19 protein-coding genes are annotated in these 21,267 nt (G+C 53.5%); 4 read left to right on the top strand and 15 right to left on the bottom strand.

Translation table 11 applies throughout. The features are described from left to right. Positions 1 to 36: 36 nt before the first annotated feature. The 8 genes from BUB29_RS08580 to BUB29_RS08545 form a co-directional block, all read right to left on the bottom strand. The gene (locus BUB29_RS08580) at positions 37 to 1,044 is read right to left on the bottom strand and encodes a glycosyltransferase family 2 protein (RefSeq protein WP_159430618.1); all 1,008 of its coding nucleotides are present in this window, start codon (positions 1,042 to 1,044) and stop codon (positions 37 to 39) included. Positions 1,045 to 1,097: 53 nt separating this feature from the next. Further along, positions 1,098 to 1,577 carry a PssE/Cps14G family polysaccharide biosynthesis glycosyltransferase gene (pssE, locus tag BUB29_RS08575; RefSeq protein WP_033523303.1) on the bottom strand — a complete coding sequence of 160 codons (480 nt, stop codon included), beginning with the start codon at positions 1,575 to 1,577 and terminating at the stop codon, positions 1,098 to 1,100. Positions 1,578 to 1,585: 8 nt separating this feature from the next. Further along, positions 1,586 to 2,047, bottom strand: a complete 462-nt coding sequence (pssD, locus tag BUB29_RS08570; protein ID WP_033523304.1) for a PssD/Cps14F family polysaccharide biosynthesis glycosyltransferase — start codon at positions 2,045 to 2,047, stop codon at positions 1,586 to 1,588. A 13-nt stretch (positions 2,048 to 2,060) separates the two neighbouring features. Next, entirely contained in the window at positions 2,061 to 3,146 is a 1,086-nt protein-coding gene (locus BUB29_RS08565) for a glycosyltransferase (RefSeq protein WP_073117629.1), read from the bottom strand. 385 nt (positions 3,147 to 3,531) lie between these two features. Next, positions 3,532 to 4,773 (bottom strand): nucleotide sugar dehydrogenase, encoded by a 1,242-nt coding sequence (locus tag BUB29_RS08560; RefSeq protein WP_033523384.1) that lies wholly within the window; start codon positions 4,771 to 4,773, stop codon positions 3,532 to 3,534. 112 nt (positions 4,774 to 4,885) lie between these two features. Continuing rightward, positions 4,886 to 6,412, bottom strand: coding sequence for a sugar transferase (locus tag BUB29_RS08555; RefSeq protein WP_033523305.1), 1,527 nt, complete (start codon positions 6,410 to 6,412; stop codon positions 4,886 to 4,888). Between the two features lie 186 nt (positions 6,413 to 6,598). Next, positions 6,599 to 7,639 (bottom strand): endonuclease/exonuclease/phosphatase family protein, encoded by a 1,041-nt coding sequence (locus BUB29_RS08550; RefSeq protein WP_143155192.1) that lies wholly within the window; start codon positions 7,637 to 7,639, stop codon positions 6,599 to 6,601. A gap of 116 nt (positions 7,640 to 7,755) precedes the next feature. Continuing rightward, the gene (locus tag BUB29_RS08545; protein ID WP_033523307.1) at positions 7,756 to 8,589 is read right to left on the bottom strand and encodes a hypothetical protein; all 834 of its coding nucleotides are present in this window, start codon (positions 8,587 to 8,589) and stop codon (positions 7,756 to 7,758) included. 117 nt (positions 8,590 to 8,706) lie between these two features. Here BUB29_RS08545 and BUB29_RS08540 point away from each other — a divergent pair, with 117 nt between their 5' ends. Then, on the top strand, positions 8,707 to 9,870 hold the full coding sequence (locus tag BUB29_RS08540; protein ID WP_083537431.1) for a glycosyltransferase: 1,164 nt from the start codon (positions 8,707 to 8,709) through the stop codon (positions 9,868 to 9,870). Positions 9,871 to 9,939: 69 nt separating this feature from the next. Continuing rightward, positions 9,940 to 10,908, top strand: a complete 969-nt coding sequence (locus BUB29_RS08535; protein ID WP_033523309.1) for a glycosyltransferase family 2 protein — start codon at positions 9,940 to 9,942, stop codon at positions 10,906 to 10,908. Positions 10,909 to 10,972: 64 nt separating this feature from the next. On the opposite strand, the gene BUB29_RS08530 is transcribed toward BUB29_RS08535, so the two are convergent. Together BUB29_RS08530 and BUB29_RS08525 are read right to left on the bottom strand one after the other, a co-directional pair. Continuing rightward, entirely contained in the window at positions 10,973 to 12,103 is a 1,131-nt protein-coding gene (locus tag BUB29_RS08530) for a DegT/DnrJ/EryC1/StrS family aminotransferase (protein ID WP_200784152.1), read from the bottom strand. A gap of 37 nt (positions 12,104 to 12,140) precedes the next feature. Further along, entirely contained in the window at positions 12,141 to 12,827 is a 687-nt protein-coding gene (locus BUB29_RS08525; protein ID WP_200784151.1) for a WbqC family protein, read from the bottom strand. A 159-nt stretch (positions 12,828 to 12,986) separates the two neighbouring features. On the opposite strand from BUB29_RS08525, the gene BUB29_RS08520 reads away from it, so the two are divergent. After that, positions 12,987 to 14,060, top strand: coding sequence for a glycosyltransferase (locus BUB29_RS08520; protein WP_051915176.1), 1,074 nt, complete (start codon positions 12,987 to 12,989; stop codon positions 14,058 to 14,060). 60 nt (positions 14,061 to 14,120) lie between these two features. Here the strand turns inward: BUB29_RS08520 and BUB29_RS08515 are convergent, their stop codons facing one another. From BUB29_RS08515 to BUB29_RS08505, 3 genes are read right to left on the bottom strand one after another with little or no spacing between them, the layout of a single operon-like run. Then, positions 14,121 to 15,431 carry an ATP-binding protein gene (locus tag BUB29_RS08515; RefSeq protein WP_033523312.1) on the bottom strand — a complete coding sequence of 437 codons (1,311 nt, stop codon included), beginning with the start codon at positions 15,429 to 15,431 and terminating at the stop codon, positions 14,121 to 14,123. Positions 15,432 to 15,453: 22 nt separating this feature from the next. Continuing rightward, entirely contained in the window at positions 15,454 to 16,029 is a 576-nt protein-coding gene (locus tag BUB29_RS08510) for an LbetaH domain-containing protein (protein WP_033523313.1), read from the bottom strand. Next, positions 16,026 to 17,573: an MATE family efflux transporter gene (locus tag BUB29_RS08505; RefSeq protein WP_033523315.1), complete on the bottom strand. Its 1,548-nt coding sequence runs from the start codon at positions 17,571 to 17,573 to the stop codon at positions 16,026 to 16,028. The genes BUB29_RS08510 and BUB29_RS08505 overlap by 4 nt, the downstream gene beginning before the upstream one ends. A 204-nt stretch (positions 17,574 to 17,777) precedes the next feature. Between BUB29_RS08505 and BUB29_RS08500 the strand changes: the two genes are divergently transcribed. Next, a complete protein-coding gene (locus BUB29_RS08500; protein ID WP_033523316.1) occupies positions 17,778 to 18,950 on the top strand; it encodes a glycoside hydrolase family 16 protein in 1,173 nt (390 codons plus the stop codon). A gap of 135 nt (positions 18,951 to 19,085) precedes the next feature. Here BUB29_RS08500 and BUB29_RS08495 read toward each other — a convergent pair whose 3' ends face one another. Further along, a complete protein-coding gene (locus BUB29_RS08495) occupies positions 19,086 to 20,249 on the bottom strand; it encodes a glycosyltransferase (RefSeq protein WP_033523318.1) in 1,164 nt (387 codons plus the stop codon). Positions 20,250 to 20,293: 44 nt separating this feature from the next. Beyond that, a complete protein-coding gene (locus tag BUB29_RS08490) occupies positions 20,294 to 21,265 on the bottom strand; it encodes a glycosyltransferase family 2 protein (protein WP_033523320.1) in 972 nt (323 codons plus the stop codon). Positions 21,266 to 21,267 lie beyond the last annotated feature (2 nt).

Here is a 21,267-nt window from a genome sequence, read left to right as displayed (position 1 = left end):
TCACCCCGCGATGCCATCAACCCTCAATGCAAATCATCAGTATTTCAATTTGCCTATACAGAATATAACCGGGTATAGCCTTTCCCTAAACGCATAATATATTATGCGCTGGGCGGCCGGGCAATGACCGATTAGCCCACTATTCCGCACCGCATCATATCGCATATCAAAATCAAGACGATTCAGAAAATCTGAAATCGCATGAATCGTTTTTTTGATTCCGTCATGCTTCAACATATACATCCATCTGAATTTCAACATCAGAATTACATCATTCAAACGGTAGGAATAATAATATAAATCATATTCCGTATTATTCTCTTCCCTCATCCATGTCGACAAAGCCGCATCATTCGCTTCGATAATCGCCTCCATATTGGGCTTGCTACGATTAGTGGCGGAATCCGGATTGAGGAAGAAATAGTGGTAGGCGACCTTATTGACGAAGGAGTATGTGTTCATGGCCGAATACACGTACAGCATGAAGACCATATCCTCCCCAAGCGCAAGACCCTCCGGAAAGATAATCGAATGTTCGTCAAGCAGGCTCCTTCGAATCATCTTGCCCCAGACGGAACGGAAATTCATGTTGGGATTCGGATTCTCCTTGGAGAAGAGCGTGTATCGGATGATGTCCTCTTTGCCGGGCTCATTCCCGAAAGGAACAGGTTCGATTTGCGTTTTCGCATCATCTTGCCGATGCAGGAAGAAGTAGACATCCTTATGCGTCGTCATCTCCCCCAGCGCCAGGGCGACGAAATCATCACTCACGAAATCGTCACTGTCGACGAAGGTGACATATTCGCCCAACGCCGCTTTCAAACCCGCATTACGCGCCGAACTCACACCACCGTTCCGCTTATCGATATAGGTGATTTTCCCGCCGTACGACGCACAGATATCCCCCGTGCCATCACGCGATCCATCGTTAACCACGATGACTTGGCAGGATCCATCGGCCTGCGACAGGAGGCAATCCAAGCACCTGCGCAGGTTCTTTTCCGCATTGAACGCCGGGATGATGATGCTCAGCTGCTTATTCAAAGAGCTCTCCAAACTTCCTCACGATTCGATGACATTCAGTACACGTTCAGCGGCTATTCGCCATCAATGAACCGTTCGATGGAACGAACGATTGTATCGGTGTTCGACTCATACGCGTTAAAGGTCATTCCCCTCACCTGTCTCAAGGCCTCTGCCAAGCCATCAACGTCATAACACGGGAGAATGAGACCCATTTCGTCGAACTGGTGCAAAAGCTGCAATTGATGGTCATCCACATGCTCCTTGTACCTCGCCAGACGGGGAACTGCGATGACCTTCTTGCCCCGCTTCACGGCGCCGATAATCGCACCCGTACCGCCATGCGTTATGACAATATCGCATTTCCCACTTATCTCGGAGAATTCGTCCCGGTCCAGGAAACGGCTGTATTCACCATGCTTCGGCATGTAATCGCTAACACCGATCTGGAAGAAAACCTTATCGGTTATCTCCCCGGAAGCGGCCAGATCATCAACCTTTTGTATCAACCGGTTGAACTGAAATTTCTGAGATCCGACAGTTACAAAAATCATGTTCCGCCTTAATAGATTCCGCCCAGATATATCGCATTGGGATAGAACTTTTTCATGCTCTCCCACTGCACATAGAATTGATCCGCAAACTTGTATATGAGCTTTCCCGTCAAGGTCGGGCTATTGACCTTCGCGAACGACTCGATATATACGACCTTTCCGCCGCGAATCTTAACCACCAGACACAGCGGAATAATCGCAAGCACACCCGTAGTGATGATGACGTCAGGCTTTTCCCTGAACACTATCCGGCATGATTTGAGGAAATTGACGAACATCAGCGGAAGGAAATTCCGCTCATGCCTGTTCACCTGCTTCAGGTAGTACACGCGCTTGGCGATGTCCACGTCGTAATCGGTTTTCTCCGTGACGATGAAGCTGTCGTATACATCCATCAACGGTTTCAGCATCAGAAGTTGTTCAAAGTGTCCACCGGACGAAGATGCGAAACATACTTTATGTTTTGCCATGATCAGGTTCCCTTCACAACGCTTCGTAATACTTGAGGTAGGCGTCCTTGAACGGCTGGATGCCGAATTTCCGCCTGAACACTAGTTCCGCTTGACCCCCGTAGGTTTTCAGAAGATCGCGATCCCTGTACAGGGTTTTGATGGCACTGAACAACGCATCCGGGTTCTTCGGTTCATACAGAATTCCATTGATGCCATTCTGCACGACTTCGCGCACACCCTCGATATCCGGGGCAATGACCGCTTTCCCTACGGAACAGGCTTCGATGGGAGTCAGGGGAAGCCCCTCATACAGGGAGGACATGGCCAGCACATCGCTCTGGTACATGACATTTGTCGCATCCTCACGGAAGCCCATGAAATGAACATGATCCGCAAGATCAAGGTCTGCGACCTGACGTTCAAGTTCCCCGCGCAACGGCCCATCGCCGACTATGAAAAAGGCGATGCTCAGACCATCATCAATGCATTTCGCTGCGGCCTCAACAAAATAATGCATGCCCTTCTGCGGGTGGAGGCGCCCGACATTGGTGACGATGAATTTCCCTTTACCTCGTTCTTCTTCGATTTGAGGAACTTGGACGAATTCGCCATCATATTCAGCTATCGCATTGGGAATCACCGCTATGCGATTTCCCGGCACGTGGAAGAAATTCTCGGCGTTGTTCTTTGCCTGTTCTCCCACGGCCACGACCGGCACGTTCCTGAGAATCAGTCTGGTGAGCAGCCTTTTATCCGAATATGTAGTGTGATTGACGTAGATGATATGCGCATCCGTATGAAGCATCTTCGCGAAAAGAACCGCCATACGATGATGACATTGAATCACATTAATGTTCTGCTCACGAACGATTCTCGAAAGAATCCTGATTATCGAGATGATATCCTTTGGGTTCTTGCTACTCACGTCGGGAATCTGATAATGCTGTATTCCGATTTTCCGAAGACGATCAACGTAAACGCCGCCGGAGGAAGCAACGCATACATTCGATAGACTATGCCGAGTGGTATCGCAAAGTTCATAGATGATTTTCTGAACCCCTCCATACCCCAAATTATTAGTGATATGGAGAACCCTCACATCATGCAATTGCACCATATTTTCCCATCTACGACTGACTGTTTACGATATATTAATTATTCAATCATCCCCGCAAATCAAACGGGAAATCATGCATGGATCAGCTACACGATCACCCGTACCGTCTGCATATAGAAGGACTCGTATCACTCAGCGAATTTGCGCAGCCCCTCACGCAATGTGATGGACGGACGGTATCCGAAATCCTCCTCCAGCACCTTCGTGTCCGCATAGGTGACAGGAACATCGCCCAGTTGCATGGGGGCAAGCCATGCGGGTCCCGAAATCGTAATCCTCCGGGAGCACACCCACACGGACCAGCTCTTCCTGCAGAATCGTCACGAAGCCGAGCAGGTCCTCCGGGCGGCCGTCACCAATGTCGTGCAGCGCATAGGGAGGAACCTCAGTCGCGCTTGAACAAGTCGCGCGTGTAGACCTTGTCCTGCACGTCGTCCAGATCGGCCGCGTTGTAACGGTTCGCCACGATCACGTCAGAACGCTTCTTGAACTCGTCCAGATCGTTAACCACGAACGAGCCGAAGAACGTGGAACCATCCTCCAGAGTCGGCTCGTACACGATCACACTAGCGCCCTTCGCCTTCACACGCTTCATCACGCCCTGAATGGCGGACTGGCGGAAGTTATCCGAATTGCTCTTCATCGTCAGGCGGTATACGCCCACCGTAACCTGACGCTCGGCCGCCGCATCATATTCGTTGTTATCGTCGTACCCGTACCCGCCGGCCTTCTCCAGCACCTGGTCCGCGATGAAGTCCTTGCGCGTGCGGTTCGACTCCACGATCGCCTCAATCAGGTTCTCCGGAACATCCCGGTAGTTGGCGAGCAGCTGCTTCGTGTCCTTCGGCAGACAGTAACCGCCGTAGCCGAAGCTCGGGTTGTTGTAGTGCGTGCCGATGCGCGGGTCCAGGCACACGCCGTCGATGATCTGGCGCGTATTCAGCCCCTTCGACTCCGCGTACGTGTCCAGCTCGTTGAAGTAGCTCACGCGCAGCGCCAAGTATGTGTTCGCGAACAATTTGACGGCCTCGGCCTCGGTGAACCCCATGAACAGGGTCCTGATGTCCTCCTCGATGGCGCCCTCCTGCAGCAGCGCAGCGAAGGTATGCGCCGCCTCGACCAGACGCGGATCATCCGGGTCGGTGCCCACGATGATGCGGCTCGGATGCAGGTTGTCGTACAGGGCCTTGCTCTCGCGCAGGAACTCCGGGCTGAAGATGATGTTCCCGGAGCCGGTCCTCTCGCGGATCGACCTGGTGTAGCCGACCGGGATGGTGGACTTGATCACCATGATCGCGTCCGGGTTGACCTTCATGACCAGATCGATCACGGCCTCGACGGCGGACGTATCGAAAAAGGTGCGTTTGCTGTCGTAGTTCGTCGGTGCCGCGATGATCACGAAATCCGCGTCCGCGTACGCGCTCTCCCCGTCCAGCGTGGCGGTCAGGTCCAGCTCCTTCTCCGCGAAGTACCTTTCGATGCACTCGTCCTGGATCGGGCTGATCCGCTTGTTGATCTTCTCGACCTTCTCCGGGATGATGTCGACCGCGGTGACATGATGGTGCTGCGACAACAGCGTCGCCAGCGACAGACCCACGTAACCCGTGCCGGCGACCGCAATCCTCAACGAATCAAAATCCCTCATTGTTGTTCCTTTCCTAGTAGGCAGACGCGTAAATTATGCAGCACCTACACTATTTAGACACGTTCAACGTACAGGCCCACCTTAACTATAACGACTAGTACGCTCCTTTGTGGCTTAACACCGCTCCAACGGTACGTAGCAGAATCACGCAGTCGCCCAGCAGCGACCAGCTCTGCACGTAGCCAACATCCAGGTTCTCGGATTCCTGCCTGCTCAGGTTGGAACGCCCGGAAACCTGCCAGGGACCGGTGATTCCCGGTTTAACAAGCATTCGAGTCGCATACAGCTGATTATAGCGGTCGGCTTCCTCGGGCAGCGGCGGGCGCGGGCCCACCAAGCTCATGTCTCCCACGAAGACATTCCAGAATTGCGGAAGCTCATCGATGGAAAAACGTCGGATGAAGCGACCGACCTTGGTGATACGGGGATCGTTCTCCATTTTGAAGATGAAGCGGTTCTCCTGCCCGGTCTGCTGCGCAAGCTTCGCTTTCATACCATCCGCGTTCACCACCATGGAACGGAATTTGATCATCTTGAACGTCTTGCCGCGTCTGCCCACACGGGTCTGCTTGTAGAAGACAGGGCCACCGTCGGTGAGCTTGATGGCGGTCGCCACGGGAACGGTGATGACCGCGATGAACACCAGCGCAATGGCCGATACCACGATATCGAATATGCGCTTCTGCAGCATGGCCGCCGGAGAATACTGCGGCAGGCAGATCGTCATCACCGTGGTGCCTTGGATCACACGCAACTGCGTTTCATGGCCACTGATGTCGACGGCGGAGGTGACGAGCGCGATTTCCAGATTCATGGATTCCACGCCCAACGCAAAAGTGTTGAAATTATCGGAGAAACGGTACATCACATCGGTGACCATCACCGTCTGTGCGTGCAGGCTGACGGCGTGTTCGGCGAAATCGTCGCTGTAGGTCATGATCGGAACGCCCATGCCGAGAACGTTTTTGACGCGCTTGCTCAATCCGCTGATATCATCGTCGGCTTCAACCAATCCGGTGACGGGATTCAGCCGAATCGGACATATGGCCACCGGGCGGTAGTTCAGCTGTTGTTTCTGCGCGAGGAATTCGAGTGCGTGCTCAATGCCGTCGGGCGATCCCACCACCACCGTGGCATAGGAATAGCGCCCTTTCCGTCGACCGTTCGTAATGACCGCCCGCATAATGAATCGCTCCACCATGGTGAGCAGCAGGCCGAATACGAACGACAGCACAATAGCCGCCAACGACATGGTGATGCGCATGATGAAATTGAATGCGCATGTCATCACCGCGGCGAACATAGCACCTTTGGTCAGCAATACGTTGAGCTGATATCCGTCACCCATCACATGACGGTGGTATATGCCGGCCGTATGCATGCAGAACGCCCAGATCAGAGCGCAAACAGACAGGTATATATACAGGTTGATGGGGAACCCGAACCGGAAGGAATATATATCGATTTCATGCCGCACGTTGATCACCACGGCCGAGGCGACGCAGAACATCACCATATCAAGCAGCGTGAGCGCGGCATTGACCGAAAATCGCCAATAGCCGACACTCGTCAATCTACGCTGGGTCACTTGCCCCAGTTCCGCTTTGTTGCTCTCTTCCATCTTTTCCTTTATCCGGCGGCACATCGTTGAACAGACCGAATAAAAAGTTTAATCTGCAATGAGTACGTTATCAAATGCCGTGGCGCATCTTATCTGATATATGGATTTAATGATACATGGTAAAAAAGATTGTCTAATTCGTTGTTTTCCAACGCTGATAAAACTGAAAGAAATTCCGGCAATCGTCTAATTAGCCGCTTCGATCTCCAACGTTCCCAGCAACGCTTTGTGATCGGATCCGGCAATATTACGCGCTTCAAGATCACCTACAACCACACCGCGATCATGCACAATGTGATCGATTTCAGAAAACGTGGGAACAGGTATAAACCCAAGCAATTTCTTATTCGCCGGGTAGGTCATATGGAACCCACTGCCCGCACGCTCCCCCGCATCGAGGAAACGGTTACCGAGCAGATAACGGAAACTCGCATGATCCCAAACCGCGTTGAAATCGCCCATCAGCACATACTTGCCACTATCGTTCCGCAGCTGGGAGATGCTGTTCATCCCCCCATTCCACAACCCCTGAATGCTTGGACGCGGCGAAGACAAATGAACCGAGCCGAAGCGGACCGTCACCCCACCGAAATCAATGCTGGATGCCGGGATACTGGACGCATCAATGGGAATAAGACCGTCCGTCGCATTGCTCATGGGTGCGGCGCTCCATAGCATATTTATGCCACCATTGTCATTCGATGATCTCTTCGCCACATTCGCATACGGCAGCAAGGACGGCAACCCAGCATCATTCAAATGGTCCATCAAGTGGGATGTAACCTCCTGCAATGCCAACACTTCCACATGCTCATCGCGCACGATACGCACAATCCGTTCAGCATCCGCCAGACCGTTCTTGGTGTTGAGTGTCATAATCCTGGCATAACGATCACTGGTATCGACCTTGCTGTGCTCAACCGCCTGACGGGCCTCGTCCGACAGTCGCTCCGCAGGAACGATATATCCCCAGTGCCAGCACACCTGGGCCACAATGCACACTAGGCCGATGACGGCAAGTACCCGACGTCGAGTAGCGAGCGCGATGCCCGCAACGATGCCTGCAGGAATAACGAACCACGGTGTCAATGCCACGATGAGGGGGACGCATTCCACATTGCTGAAGCTAACCGGCATGACACGAAGCGCCATGACAAAAAGCACAATCGCCATAACGACCCATAATGCGATTCCGATACCACGCGAACGTGCGAACCCTTTCGCCATGCCTCGATCATATTCCGTTGCATGTTGCTTATGTTCGGGTGCATGCCGTTCACTGCGTTCCACTGATCACGCTCCAACAAATTTATTCCTTTGTCTATATGCTGCTTTCCCCAGCGTTACTGTATGGCAGTGGAACTGTATTTGTCGATGGCTGCCTGCAATTTATTCAGTTCGGTGACATAGGAATCCGTGCTATCGAGCGTGCTGGATGCAAGCTGCTGGGCTTCGTTCATCATGGCCGACAAATCCTGGCGTGCCGTCAAATCGTTGGATTTCACGGTTCCTAGCACGGTCTGCCCCTCGGTGACCTTGTTGGCGAGATCGGCTTTCGCCACTGCAACATCACGTGCCGTCTTCGATTCCATGACAGCTGACTGTGCGCTGAGAATGTTCTCGACCTCGTTTCCGAGTGCCTGAGTGGCCTTAGTGAACGCCATATCATGGTTTCGGTTGGCATCCACGAAGGACGCAGCATTGCAACCTGCATCGGGTTTCCGATTACGTTTCGCAGCGTCTACAGCCGTCCTGAGATTCTGGACGGTCTGATTGTCCTGAACTTGATCCTCCGTAATAGCTAACGCATCGGAAGCGGCGGCCACGGTCTTCTCCAGTCTCTTAACGCCGGCCTGATAGATACTTGCGGACTGCTGGCATGAGCTCAGTACTTCCCGGCCGTCCACATGTTGACGAACTCCGACCAAGGCACCGGTTATAGCGGCGGCTACAACGATAAGCGCAATCACAACCGCCAGTTCGCGACGATGCTTGTACACGAAAGAGCGTTTGCTCCCCTCGTCCCCTTCCGAAGGCATGACATCCGCAACACCATGCTCCACATCCGTGGATCCCTCTTGGGCAACAGCCAGCGGAAAATCAAAGTCCCTAGGACCGGTATCACGGTCATCGTGCGAAGTCTGTACTTCCGGCCATTCATCAAATTCCTCGGCCATACCCCTGTCTTCCCCTTGTCTTGTCCGTTGAGCTACCCCGATTATACAAGCCCCCTCGAAATCCGCACCCCGAAATACAGTGTACCGAAGAAGAAGGCATCAAAGGGGGCGCACCTTATGAGTAGAGAGACAGCAGAAGGCTCAATCACAGGGAAACGAAAACTCCTCATCATTCATGAAGCGATGGGGGGCTGCGGACGTAATGTGATTGACATCGTCAACGGAGTTGATTCATCCAAATTCGAAGTAACCGTGGTATACGGCACCAGCCGCATCGACGACTATTACCGGAAATGGATACCAACAATGAACGAGCATGCCACGCTGATTCCCGCCCCCTACCTGACGAGATCCCTGAATCCTCATGCCACGCTGCATGCAATCAGAAAACTACGGTCCATCATCAAACAGGTGGAACCGGATATCGTGCACTGCCATAGTTCCATCGCAGGCACTGTCGGCAGACTCGCCACCGCCGGTCTTCATGTCGATAAGGTGTTCTACTCCCCGCATGCCTATTCCTTCCAAGCATGGGAGTTCTCCGCTCGGAAAAAGCGTCTGTTCGCCCTTCTCGAACGTATCTTCAGTCATATGTTCACCACCTGTACGTTCAACGTTTCTGCCGGGGAACGCACTTTGGCACTTGAACACAGGCTTGATACCCCCGATAAGTTCAAAGTCGTATACAACGGAATCCCCGACACCGCCATCCCGTCCAGACAGGAAGCGCTCACGCTTCTGGGACTGGATAAGCTGCCGGAAGACTCAATTATCGTGGGTTCCACGGTACGTCTGACGGCGCAGAAGGATCCGACGATGTTCCTGAAGATAGCCCAGAGAGTAATCAGCGCTCACCCCCGCATGCACTTCGTCTGTGTTAGCGACGGAGAGCTGCGCAACGATGCGAACCGTTTTATCGAGGAAAACGGGCTTTCCTCCAACGTGCATCTGCTTGGCTACAGGAATGACGCGGAGCGTATCGTCGCAGCATTCGATATTTATTTGCTGACCTCATTGTATGAGGGACTTCCCTATTCCCTGGTCGAATCACTGCGGGCCGGAGTACCAATCGTAGCCACCGATGTGACAGGCAATAACGAGGCCGTACGCCCCGGAGTCAACGGCTACTTGTTCCCGATCAAGAATGTCGAGAAAGGTGCGGAAATGGTGCTCAAGGTATACAACACTCATTTCCCCGCACAACAAGTGCGTGAAACGTATCTTGATAAATTCACCGTAAAGAAGATGCTGTCGGATATACAGCAGAGCTATCTTGGCTAGTCACGCCTGAGCCCCGCAAAACGATAGACAACGATAGTCATTTCTCCGGTTTCTTCGTAAGGATATGATATGGCCGCCACTCCCCTGATCAGCATCATCGTTCCCGTCTACAACGTGGAACACGTTCTCGACCGGTGTATAGCGAGCCTGGTGGCACAGACCTATCCGAATCTCGAGATCATCCTCGTGGATGATGGGTCACCGGATGCGTCCGCGGGAAAGTGCGACGCATGGAACGAAAAAGACCAGCGCATTCGCGTCATCCATCAGGAAAACCGCGGGCTTTCGGAAGCACGCAACACCGGTATCGACGCAGCGACCGGTGAATATCTCGCATTCGTGGACAGCGACGATTACGTGGAGCCCGAATATATCGAATCATTGCTTTCCGCGGCGCAACGCAACAACGCCGATATGGTCATCTGCTCGTATGTCGACGAGGATGAGCATTGCCATCCAAAAGAAGAAACACCGTTCGTGGAGCATGAGATGAATATCGACTCCCATCAGTGCATGGAAGGCATCTATCGTCACATGGAATTCGTTCTTGCCTGGAACAAACTGTATAAAGCCAAAATCTGGGAAACGTACCGATATCCGTCGGGCAAGCTTCACGAAGACGAATTCGCATTCCACCATATCGTCACGAACTGCGATTCAGTGGTTCTCGTTCCGGACAGACTCTACCATTACGTCGACAACGCGACAAGCATCATGCATACCGCCTATTCGATTCGGAATCTTGATGTCATCGAAGCCCGCATCGAACGGCTGCGATTCTTCCTGCTCAACGGCTATGCGAATCTCGTGCCGACCACATTCCGTTTTGTCATGACGGGTTTCTACCGCGCAACGCAACTGTCGTGGTCACAACCTGATGTCCGCAGGCGTATCGAGGGAATACTTGCCTTATTCCGTGCTCTTCCACCGGCGCGGATTCTGCGCATCCTTCCGATGAAAGACCGGATATCCTACCTGTGCATGTACTGGTGCCCCTTCGCTTATCAGCGTCTCAAGAAGCTGATTTTGAAACGCTGACGGCGGAAACCAAGCACTCAGAAGCAGGTTCCCGCCGTTGGATTCCGCCCTCACGCGAATTCGGTCATTTCGTCAACGACCGAATGATATCGCAGATCATGTCTACGCTGTCCAAATCAAGATCGGCGAACATCGGTAGGCAGAGCACCCGCTGCGCCACCCACTGCGCCACCGGAGTCTTCGACGGATCGAAACGACCACTGTAGCAGGCGTAGTCGCTGATCAGCGGATAGAAGTATTTCCTCGCGTAAATGTTGCGCTTCGCCAAGGCAAACGCCACTTCATCACGCGTCACGCCACACACCGATTCATCGAAAACAACCGGCATGTACGAAGCATTCGTTGCCACACCCGTCTGGGTTCCAGTGCCCGATTCGACCGACAGGATGATGCCATCGATGCCCGACAGATTCTCACGGTATCTGGCAAGCACCTTACGCCGCTTCGCGATTTCCTCATCAACGTGACGCAGATTGCAGACGCCCATAGCGGCACAGAATTCGTTCATCTTGGCATTGCCACCGACCGATTCCACCGTTTCCGGACCGGTGATGCCGAAATTACGAATCTTGTGCAGGACAGGACGCAAAGAGGAATCGCGGTAGCATACGGCACCCCCCTCGATGGTGTTGAACACCTTGGTCGCATGGAAGGAATACATCGTCGCATCGCCGAATGTCGCGGAGCTGCGACCATCCTTGGTCACGCCGAATGAATGGGCACCGTCATACAGCACCTTGAGGCCATGCTTATCCGCAATGCGCTGTATCGCCTCCACGTCGCACATGTTCCCGTACACATGCACGGGAACGATGGCCGTGGTACGAGGGGTGATCAGCGACTCGATCTTCTCGGGATCCATAGTGAAGTCGTCGCGTCTGATATCGCAGAAGACCGGCGTCACTCCCCGGCGTACCAATGCATGGGTCGTGGAAGCGAACGAAAACGGCGTGGTTATGGCCTCACCTGTAATCCCAAGTGCCTCAATGGCGCCTTCCAATGCGGAATGCCCGTTGACGAACAGGGAAACATTGGGAACGCCGAGATACGATTGCAACTGTCCCTCCAATAGCTGATGCTCCGCACCCTCGTTGGTCAGCCAATGGGTTTCCCAGAACCCCTTTATCTCCTCGGTGTACTCCTCAAAGGATGGCATTGAGGAACGTGCCACCAGAATGACTCCGTCATTGCTCATTGTTTTCTCTCTCATCTCCTATGGCAATCCGTTGCGGTCAGCTCACGAAATCGTATTGCGAAAGCAACTCATCCAATTGCTCATGTGAATTGTTCATCATCACATCAATGATGGAAAGCGAGGGGATGAATTCCCCTTCACCCTGCTCGTACTGAACTTGCCGCATTTTCAGGAAGCTCAGTTCCACCCCCTCACGGCGGAATCGATCATGATCGTACAGTTCCCGACCGCCGATCGCATTCACGTACGAGTCGGAACCCGTCACCTTGCACAAGTCCAGAATCTTGTCCTGTCCGTTCCCGGAGTGATCGTATTCCATACGCGAGGAACGCAGAATCGGCGTCGAAATGCCCAGGTAATCGCACACCTGCATGATTTCGTACGAAAGATAATCGGCGAGATTGATCTCCGTATTACCCAGTATCCGTTCCATAAGGGGCATGACCTGATCGTAATACGGAGCCTTATGGTAAGCCATATCCAACTCATGGAGTAGCTTCCCCGCCTCTTCGGGGGATGCCATACGCTCGTGTTCGGTGATCAGACGGTTTTGGCTTACCTTACGCACGGCTATGCCGAACCGTATCGCCTGCCCATTCGCTTTGATTCGATTCCTTGCAATCCATCCTCGTTTGATGTAATTGACATCATCGAAAATGACGTATTTATCCACAGCATGGATCATCTGCCAATAACCCAAATACGGGAAAAAATACGGTTGCATCACCCCAAGTCTCAAGATTGGAAACCTCGCTCTTCTTAGTACGTCGCTCACAGTATACAACTTTTCAATTACTCTCTCCGTTACGGATTCACATATGTCACACTTCGGCTTTAAACTATGGGCGATTGGCCGTATGCACATACGAGGGGAAAGAACACAATGCCCATCGTGGAAAACAACTCCAAAACTCGCACCGATGTCACTGTATCTATTCTCATGATGACGTATAACCATCATGAATACATTGGTAAGGCAATAGATGGGGCCCTGGAGCAAAAAACCGATTTCCCGTATCGCCTCATCATCCACGATGACGCCTCTCCCGACGGCACCGGTGATATCATCAGGGAGTACGCCGATCATCATCCGGATGTCATCGTTCCGCTCATCGAAAGGGAGAATCAATACTCACAGGGGAAAATTGGAGGCTTCGACCTGTTGACGTTGCTGAAGGACAGTACCTATCTCGCCATATGCGAAGGTGATGATTTCTGGTGCGATCCCGACAAACTGCAAAAACAGGTGGACTATATGAATGCCCACCCGGAATGCTCATATTGCTTCAGCAACGCCTATGATGTGGACTCCCACGGCACCGTGATCCGCGAGCGGATCAACGCCGCCTCCAGCCGCACATTCACCCCGGAGGAGATCATTCAGGGATTCGACGACTTTCCCGCCACTGCCAGCGTTCTGGTGAGGACGCGCGATTTCCTCACGGTTCCGATGGAGCTCATGACCGCCGGCCAAGTGGGAGACGAGCCTCTCCGCAATTATCTGATGACCAAGGGCAACGCCTATTGCTTCGCGGATAAGACATGCTGCTACCGCGTGCTCACACCGGGGTCATGGACATCACGGTTCAAGGAGGATCTGACGTTCTCCCTCAGCCAGGACAAGGCGATCTGCGATTACTACAAGCGCTTCGATGCCTATTCGGAGGGACGCTTCCACGCCATTCTTGTGGGGAAATACAAGAAACATGACTGCGTCTCATGCTTAAGGAGCCTCGACTTGCGAAAACTGAAGAAACTCTACAAGGAGTTCTATCGCAAGCGCAGCTTCATCGTGCGCCTGATCATCACGATCAAATACTATTGTCCGCCGATCAACATGGCCATCCGGTATGTGCATTATGGCCGGGAAAAGGGAATGAAAGGCTATCATGCCCAACATAACTTCTTCAAGGATCTCGGCCATCCGATGCAAGTCGACCCTTGGTTGTTGAGCTGAGATATGCGTGCGGCCCATCCGTTCATCCGGATGGGCCGCACGCATCAAACCGGCAGTCGGTCAGACAAGCGGTCGGGGAATAAGCATCTCATGCCCTTCGGTATCCTTGACGGAGCTCAGGGCCTGAATCCGTTCCAGTTTGTCCAACAATTCCGCGGGAGTGTGCGCATAAACGGCAAAGCCTAATTGAAGGTTATCCATCGTGTTCGATTCGAAGTGCAGCGCATCACCAATGTGGTGATGCGTGAAAAGCAAGGATATGCCCTCCATCCTCTCAATCGCGTCCAGTCCTTCAATGGACGCGATTATCCCATTGCCGATATTCTGCCCGTACATGCACGCGACTTGGTCCGGATCCATGGACCGTTCCCACTCCTCCGCGGAAGTCGGAATTCCCAACGCATGGTTGACCATGACCTTCACTTGGTCCAGTCCCCCGACATTGGCGGCCACCTTCCAACACATGCAGCCGTCAAGTCGATAGTTCATTTCGAAGATACGAAACTCGCCATCATGGACGATGCCCTGAAGGCCCATAACACCATCCGTGGCATGCAAGGATTCCGCCATCCTGCGTATCGCCTCATGGTCGACATGCAGTTCCTTTTCCAGGTTGGGCTTCACGATGATGATGGGCATTTTCCCAGTTTGCGCGGAACCGCCCCGCTTCCGGCTCTCCGCGGTGGAGACGTCAAAAATGTCGACATCCGAAAAACCGATTTTCCCGTCTTCATCCCTGTCCAGAACGACTAGTTCAAATCCGAACTGGAATACCGGCTCACCATCCCGAAGCAGATAGACCAGCTGCTTCATCGGACCGGTCAGGTACTGCTCGACAAGGACCTCGCCTTTCTCCGACACATCCTTCGCAGCGACGTATGCATACGTTAACTCGTCGTTGTCGAAGCAAACACGGACACCGCGATTGGCGACGCCATCCGTCGGCTTGACGATGACCGGGAACGCTTCGTCGGGAAGGACATCCCCTTCGGCATACGGATACAATGCCGGCACCGGCACTCCGGCGGAACGGCACTTCTCCTTGAAGAAAACCTTGTCCCGTCCAGCCCTCCATGCATCAGGAGACGCATAGAACGGCATGCCGCAACGTTCGGCCAGCACGCGGGCGGTATTGAGGCAGTTGTCATTCGCCGCCGCGAAAACACCTGTCACACCTTCCTCGCGTATGTTCTTCTCCAATGTGTCGATGTCGAAGATATCGATACGCCAGGCTTCATCGGCAAGTTTCTTGACCGGGGATTCATCGATCGGCAAGTAATCCGTCACAATGGTATATGCACCGATTTCATGGGCATATCGGACTGCCTGCGCGGTCGCTGCAGACACACCTATAAACAATAGCTTCTTCATTGTCTTTCCCTTTCTGTTTGTTCTACTGTTCAGTCCGTCGCACAGGTCTTGCCGGCACACCGATAAGCGTCACCCCCGGCTCAAGACTCGATTTGACCACAACGGCACCGGCTCCGACAATGGTGTCGCTGGCGATGGTGATGCCGCCGATTGCGCAGGCGCCTACACCGAAATCCACATTATCCCCAATGACCGGAGTATCGAACGTTCCCTCGCCGACCCCACGATTCCCTATGCAATTCGTCCCATGGAGAATGCAATTCCTACCCACCGTCGCATTCCCGTTGACCACGATATTGCCCTCATGATGAATCTTGAGCCCGACGTCAAACGTATTCTCGGATATCTCGATTCCCAAACGCCTACCGGCATTGTTCTTGCGACGGTATATCCAAAGAAATCGCAGATAATGCAGTGGCGAACGATGACGGTTATTGAACCAGTACTCGCTTTTACGCAACAGCTTCTGCCAGTGCCATATCTTGACGCACGGTTTGTTGATGAGGTATGCATACCATCGATCGCCACAGTCAGTCGGTATGTATAATGGTTTTTCCTGATCCAGAACCCGTCGAAGTTCCGTCTTCGTGGTAATCATCTTGTCTCATCTCCTTTATCAAAGCTCTCTGTACAGCTCACGGGATCGGCTATTTTTCCTCGCCACGTCAGAAGATCAATGACCTTCTTCCGTTCATCCGCGTTGAAGATCAGGAAGAGATTGATCAGACATCCAATGATGCTGCAGACCACTCCGGCGATGATAAGAAGAAGCCATGAATCACAAGCCGGCGTGAGGTAACGGTATGCCACACACACCACCGTCATCGTTATGGTGCACACGAAACCACGCACGCAAGGCGCATACAAGGCATACCACGGCAGTCCAAGGCATTTGGCGCCATACCACGGTGTGAACGCGACGCTCCTGACAATCGTCGTGAACAGCGCCGCGAACGGGATGGCCCATATGCCAAGAGGCGAGCACTTGATAAGCACCAGCGCTACGAACACGTTCAGGATTCCCAAGCCGAACAGCACGTATGCAGGTACCTTGAGCTTGTTTGTGGCGGTGAAGACATTATCGATGACTATCACGGCACAGCTCAACGCCAAAGCGACCAGCGTAACCGATGACAGATTATGAAGCAATGCGGAATCCTGTGCGGGAACCCACAGGTGGAAGAACTCCGAGCCGAATTCCAATAGGAATCCGATGGGAACGGCGCAGATGAAGCCTATGAATCGTATACCGTAACCGACATTCCTCAGCAGTTCCTCATGCTTCCTCTTCGCGAACAGCAACGTGAAATACGGCGTGAAAGCAGGCAGTATGACACTGATTATCGATTGCACGAAATTCGGCACGGTCTTGGCGACCGCATATACGCCGCTCGCCGTGCTGCTGGCGAAGATGTTGGCGAGCAGCAGATCCAACGTGCCCAGAAGAACGTAACTGGCCTGATTCAGTGAATTCCAGATGCCGCTGGAAAGAATCTCCTTGATCGAACCGATACTGAAATATTTTCTCTTCAGGTGGAGGAACGGCAGTAGTTTATGCGTGTTATGGATATTCACGACGACTATGAACAGCACCACGAATGTCATGGTCGCGTTCAGGAAGTATATCTTCGGCTGGAAAACCGTGAACAACACGACGAGCAGCAATGCCCGCATGATGTTGCTTTCGATGTTTCTCCGCGCATTGATATCCAATCGGTTCGTGGCGAAATACACAGCGCCGTAGGCCGAACAGCTGAGCGAAATCAGCATATTGACGAAGGACAGCACGAAGGTCAATCTCACATCATCGACCAACGATGTTGGAATATTGATGATGTGATTGATGGACAGGGCGATCAACAGACCCGGAATGACCAGAACGGCCGACAGCGCGCAATTGGCGATGGTCGACGAGGTGAAATACCGGTTCGCCTTCTCGTAATCCTCCTCACCGACCGCCACAGCCAGAAAACGTCCGGTCATGGAGTAGAAAGCGACCGTGATGATGTTCATATAGCCGACGATGTTGCTGGTCAGCGGGATAAAACTGTACGATTCACTTCCCAGCGAGTTGATGATATACGGAGTGAGGAAGAAATTGATGCCAAATTGCACACCGAACGCGACGAGGTTCGCAACCATGTTAATAAGAACACGTTTATTTCCACCCATTGGCTGGCAATCCCTCACAATATGTCGTCAATATTCCTATACTCTTCTCTGGGAGTAGATAATACTTAGGGCGTCAGACTCGCCGTATTTATCTGGTATAACTAGCTCACATCGGAAGGGGGAAATCCAGTGAGAATTGGATCCGGCAAACGAAATCGAATAATCGGTCTGTTCATGTCCATCACCATGGTAATTGCAGGATTGGGAGGCTGCGGCATCGGAAACACCCCCGGCAGGCACACACCGCAGACCCAATCGGAGAAAAGAGAGAAGACATCCCTGTCCGGCGCACCCAAGGGCTATCGATTGGTCTGGTCCGATGAATTCGACGGCACGCAACTCGACACATCGAAATGGTCCCTCGTCGATTGGCAACAAGCAAAAAGGACCATGCAGGGCGACGCCAATCACGTCTGGGTCGCCGATGGCATGGTGCATTTGCGGACGACACTGGAGAACGGCAATATCGTTCCCCCCAAGGCCATCGCGACGGTAGCACCCACGCAGGATCCAATACAGCATTACCGGAATCCCGTGCATATGGCCATGCGGTATGGTTATGCAGAGGTACGCATGCGTTTCCATGGAACTGACGGTTCCTGGGACGCATGGTGGTCCGCGAGCGATACGGATGTCAACGACCGAAAGGACAACGCCGGCTTCGCCGAAACCGATATCTTCGAAACGAACGGCGACGGCAGCACCGTCAAAAACGCCCTGCATAAATGGGCCCTCCCCAGGGGAGGCGGCGACTACGCCTCGCACAGCCCGACACGCGGGCACACCACCCTGGCGAAGGATGAATGGCACACCTTGGGATTCCTGTGGACTCCGGAAACCATGACGTTCTATCTGGATGGCAAGGAGACTTCATCCATCGACATCACGGATGCCGGGGACTTCACAAAGAACATGAAGGGCTCGATGAACAAGATGCAGTCCTTCCGCGACCCCCAGTACTTCATTCTCAACGGCGGCGCTTCCAAGGATTCGGACGTCGATACGAGCGGCCTGCCGTTCGAAACGCAAATCGATTACGTCCGTGTATATCAGGATCCCTCCGATTCGGAGCAGACCATATACGATACCGTGGATTCGACGAAGAACAAGACGAATACGATCACGTGCGTCAACACCCAGGGATCGGCGCCGCTCGAGGTGTTCGGACAGGTCATCGCCAAATCCGGCACCAGAGCGACGCTGCCGACCCAACAGGACGGATACCGTAACGGTATGGCGTCCCTGAAGGAATGGAATACCAAGGAGGACGGAAGCGGCATAAGTTATCGATCCGGAGAATCGGTGACCCTCGACAAGGATCTCGTCGTATACGCGATATGGGGATGAGCCTTTCCGGCTGAACGCGGCGGCATCGACCGCCGCGTTCAGCCGGAAACATCGGATTCGTCAAAGAACCGAGGCCATCACCCTCCACCCCATACAGGCCCGATGCCTCCCGGATAGGGCAGTCTCACGCCATCATCACTGGACGTCGTTCGACGTCACACCGGAAGATAGATACAAACACTGCAATCGGTCGGCCACATCCTGTATGTCATAGCCGGCGGCACGAACGTCCCCGGCACGTCCGACGCGGGTCGTATGAACCTCCAGGGAACGGCGAAGTCTCTCCGCCCACTGATACGCGGTATCCTCCAGCGGCACGAAATCGAGCAAGTCGGTGACCTTGGCGGCTTGCGGCACGACATCCGCACTGGCGAGGCATGGCAATCCGGCGCATTGGGCCTCCACATACACAATGCCCAGACCTTCGAACCGCGATGGAAGCACAAAAGCGTCCATCGCCTGATACAAACGATTCATATCATCACGGACACCCAGGAACTTCACCTTGCTTCCGATGCCGAGCTCCTCGGCCCGATGCTCGGTCTGCGATCGCAGCCTGCCATCCCCAACCATAAGCAGTATGGAGGTAGCGTTGACCTTCACGTACTCCGCGAAAATCTCCACGGCGAAAACGGGGTTCTTCTGTTCCCGGAAATTACCGCAGAATCCAATCACCGTCGTGTCGTCTCCGATGCCGAATTCGTCTCTCGTCCTCTTCCGCTCTTCCCCATCGAATGCGAATCTGTCGGTTTCGATGCCGTTGCGCACCCATGTGTACGATTTGCCCGGGAACATGTAGTCCGCCGCCATATCGGAACATGCGAGATACCGGTTCGGATAGACATCGATTTCGTGACCGACCTTGGCCGTGCGTGCCTGCCACATCATTCTGCGTAGGAAATTCCCCTGGTCGTGTCTCGCCGCGCTGCCGATATTGTGCGAATGCAGGATACGCAGGGGGACGCCGGCCCGTTTCGCGTATTTCAACGGGAACGCATAGGGGAAGTTCGCGTTGACGTGAACCGCCGCGTAGCCGGGATGTTCCTTGAAGAAATCGGCAAGGCAGGTACGCGAACGGATGAGGGATTCACGTTCCGAATACATCACGCGGTAGACACGGCCACCGAGGCGTTCGATGTCCCTCTCATACACAAGCGGCCCCGCATCATGGGACTGCAGAAAATCGAACTGCACCTTGCTGCGATCGATATGACGGTAGACGTTCATCATAAACGTCTCCAACCCGCCGAGTCCCTCCGTCATCCCCCATTGCAGTACGCGCACCGGCTCGTTCATCATTTCATCCTCCGCTCTCTACCTATGAATGGAATCAATGAATGCAATCAACGCGCGGTCAGCCGATAATACAGCCTAGGCATGTGGGAGATCAGCAGGATGCGCGCTTTCTTCGACAGACCGACCGAGGCATTCCCATATACCGGTTTCGCGGCAACGGCGAGCTCTCTGCGATACCGTCCGATCAACCGCGCATCGGCATGATTGCGCAGCAGGGTATACAGGACGTCGTAGTGTCCCTGCATCACGAAATAGTCCAATGCCTGTTGATCCGGATAACCGCATGAACGCAGGTAATCCCGGCAATCATCGGCGATGGCGATCTTATCGAAACTATGTGGGTTGATGCCGGACCGGCATATGGAGTCCTTCCTCACACAGTAGTGGTAGAACGGCTGCGGTTCATAATACAAGGTTCCGATACGTCCATACAGACGGCACATCATGTAGTAATCCTCGCTGTTGAGCCCGCTCGGAAAACGCAGCCGGCCATCCCCGTCCCGAAACAGCCGGGCATCGTACAGCTTGTTCCACACGGCGCTGGTCATACGATCCCTGTGGTACAGGAATGCGTGCAGAGCCTCGTCTCCCGTGAACGTACGGGCGGCACGGTCGCCCTCCATGGATTTCGCACGACCATCCTCAAAGGTCTTCAGCACACCACATTGCACGATATCGGCGTGATGCTCGTTCTTCCAACGAACCATGCGCTCGATCATGTCCGGTTCGATCCAATCGTCGCTATCCACGAATGCGACCAGCTCACCCGTCATGGTGTCGAGCCCCGCATTGCGCGCGGACGACAGTCCCCCATTCTTCTTGTGCACGACTCGCACACGTTCGTCATGCCCCGCCCACTCGTCGCATTTTCCGGGGCAGGCGTCGGTGGAACCGTCGTCGACGACGATGATGTCGAGATCACGATACGTTTGTTTGACTACGCTGCTCAGGCATCGATCCAGATATGCCTCGACGTTATAGACCGGTACGATGATGCTGACTTTCATCGGTTCACCCATGA

This window comes from Bifidobacterium merycicum DSM 6492 (assembly GCF_900129045.1).
GTDB classification, from domain to species: domain Bacteria; phylum Actinomycetota; class Actinomycetes; order Actinomycetales; family Bifidobacteriaceae; genus Bifidobacterium; species Bifidobacterium merycicum.
The sequence above is the reverse complement of the archived record's forward strand: the minus strand, read 5'-3'. Positions and strand labels throughout refer to the sequence as shown.

Bases quoted from the DNA above. Each gene is read 5' to 3' on its own strand.
- BUB29_RS08490 (WP_033523320.1), bottom strand. From the start codon at position 21,265: ATGGGTGAACCGATGAAAGTCAGCATCATCGTACCGGTCTATAACGTC.
- BUB29_RS08515 (WP_033523312.1), bottom strand. From the start codon at position 15,431: ATGAAGAAGCTATTGTTTATAGGTGTGTCTGCAGCGACCGCGCAGGCA.
- BUB29_RS08495 (WP_033523318.1), bottom strand. From the start codon at position 20,249: ATGATGAACGAGCCGGTGCGCGTACTGCAATGGGGGATGACGGAGGGA.
- BUB29_RS08540 (WP_083537431.1), top strand. From the start codon at position 8,707: ATGAGTAGAGAGACAGCAGAAGGCTCAATCACAGGGAAACGAAAACTC.
- BUB29_RS08550 (WP_143155192.1), bottom strand. From the start codon at position 7,639: ATGGCGAAAGGGTTCGCACGTTCGCGTGGTATCGGAATCGCATTATGG.
- BUB29_RS08510 (WP_033523313.1), bottom strand. From the start codon at position 16,029: ATGATTACCACGAAGACGGAACTTCGACGGGTTCTGGATCAGGAAAAA.
- BUB29_RS08505 (WP_033523315.1), bottom strand. From the start codon at position 17,573: ATGGTTGCGAACCTCGTCGCGTTCGGTGTGCAATTTGGCATCAATTTC.
- BUB29_RS08520 (WP_051915176.1), top strand. From the start codon at position 12,987: ATGCCCATCGTGGAAAACAACTCCAAAACTCGCACCGATGTCACTGTA.
- BUB29_RS08525 (WP_200784151.1), bottom strand. From the start codon at position 12,827: ATGCAACCGTATTTTTTCCCGTATTTGGGTTATTGGCAGATGATCCAT.
- BUB29_RS08500 (WP_033523316.1), top strand. From the start codon at position 17,778: ATGTCCATCACCATGGTAATTGCAGGATTGGGAGGCTGCGGCATCGGA.
- BUB29_RS08530 (WP_200784152.1), bottom strand. From the start codon at position 12,103: ATGAGCAATGACGGAGTCATTCTGGTGGCACGTTCCTCAATGCCATCC.
- BUB29_RS08565 (WP_073117629.1), bottom strand. From the start codon at position 3,146: ATGGTGCAATTGCATGATGTGAGGGTTCTCCATATCACTAATAATTTG.
- BUB29_RS08545 (WP_033523307.1), bottom strand. From the start codon at position 8,589: ATGGCCGAGGAATTTGATGAATGGCCGGAAGTACAGACTTCGCACGAT.
- pssE (WP_033523303.1), bottom strand. From the start codon at position 1,577: ATGATTTTTGTAACTGTCGGATCTCAGAAATTTCAGTTCAACCGGTTG.
- BUB29_RS08535 (WP_033523309.1), top strand. From the start codon at position 9,940: ATGGCCGCCACTCCCCTGATCAGCATCATCGTTCCCGTCTACAACGTG.
- pssD (WP_033523304.1), bottom strand. From the start codon at position 2,047: ATGGCAAAACATAAAGTATGTTTCGCATCTTCGTCCGGTGGACACTTT.
- BUB29_RS08555 (WP_033523305.1), bottom strand. From the start codon at position 6,412: ATGGAAGAGAGCAACAAAGCGGAACTGGGGCAAGTGACCCAGCGTAGA.